Annotated in this window: 1 protein-coding gene and 1 pseudogene; one reads left to right on the top strand and one right to left on the bottom strand. The window is 55.2% G+C overall.

Annotation, left to right across the window (positions count from 1 at the left end):
* Positions 1–321, bottom strand: a 321-nt coding sequence (locus tag H5U08_RS19750; protein ID WP_297037174.1) for a DUF309 domain-containing protein, incomplete at its 3' end; no start/stop codon positions are given.
* 292 nt (positions 322–613) lie between these two features.
* On the opposite strand from H5U08_RS19750, the pseudogene H5U08_RS19745 reads away from it, so the two are divergent.
* A pseudogene (locus H5U08_RS19745) lies at positions 614–1,021 on the top strand (endonuclease III); the annotation flags it as partial.

Genomic DNA, 1,021 nt, shown 5'->3' with positions numbered 1-1,021 from the left:
CTGAGGGCCGCTTTCCAGTTCCGCGACCCACCGGGCCAGGTCGGTGACCTGGCGTCGAAGTTCCTCCAGCCGAATCCCGCCAAACGAGGGGGGAAATTCGGCCAGGTGTTCTTCTGCTCGACCAACGAGGCGATCGAAGCCCACCACATTCCCTCGTTCCAGGTGTGCGAGGGCGACTGCGATCTGAATCAACCCCTGATAAAACGACCGGTCCGGCTCGTCGCTTTCTCTCCAGACTTCTTCCCACACTTCGTGCGCCTCGAAAAACTCTCCCTCGTTGAAGAGTTTCACTCCCTTCCAAAAAAGACCTCGGGGATCCATAGGTCGTTGTCCCTACAAATTTTGTCTGGGGCCATAATCAGGGTTTGAACTGTCCGCCGCGTCCTGACAGGCGGTATTGAGGGGGCCGAACGCACCGGGGCCGCCTCCCTATTAACGGCAGAAAGTATGGAAACCGCACGAGAAACAAAATCCGCGAGTAAACTCGCTTGACAACAGTAAAGTCCAGGGGACAATGTCAAAATTCGGTCGGCACGTGCTGGCAAATTCAGATCACCCGCTCGTGATCCCTCTCAGGTTCACAGCGCTCAGGCAAGGGAGATCCTGGATAGCAATGGCTGGTCGTTCCACGCAACGCATTCGGCAGGTCCTGGAAGTGCTCGAGAAGGAGTTTCCTGATGCCTCCTGTTCGCTCAATTTTACCAATCCCTTAGAGCTGTTGGTGGCGACAATTCTCTCCGCGCAATGTACGGATGAACGCGTTAATCAGGTGACAAAAGACCTCTTCAAAAAGTATCGCACTGCCCGAGACTATGCAACCGTCCCGCTGAATGAACTGGAAAAGGATATCCAGAGCACGGGCTTTTACCGGAACAAGGCCCGAAATATTCAGGAATGCTGCCGGATTCTGGATGAAAAATATGGCGGGAAGGTTCCTCCCTCGATGGACGATCTGGTGACGCTGCCCGGGGTGGGAAGAAAAACGGCCAACGTCGTCCTGGGAACCGCGTATGGCATTCCT

The sequence above is a fragment of the Thermogutta sp. genome (assembly GCF_014359955.1).
In the GTDB taxonomy this organism is placed as follows: Bacteria; Planctomycetota; Planctomycetia; order Pirellulales; family Thermoguttaceae; genus Thermogutta.
Note: the sequence above shows the minus strand (reverse complement) of the source record. Positions and strands in the feature narration are given on the sequence as shown.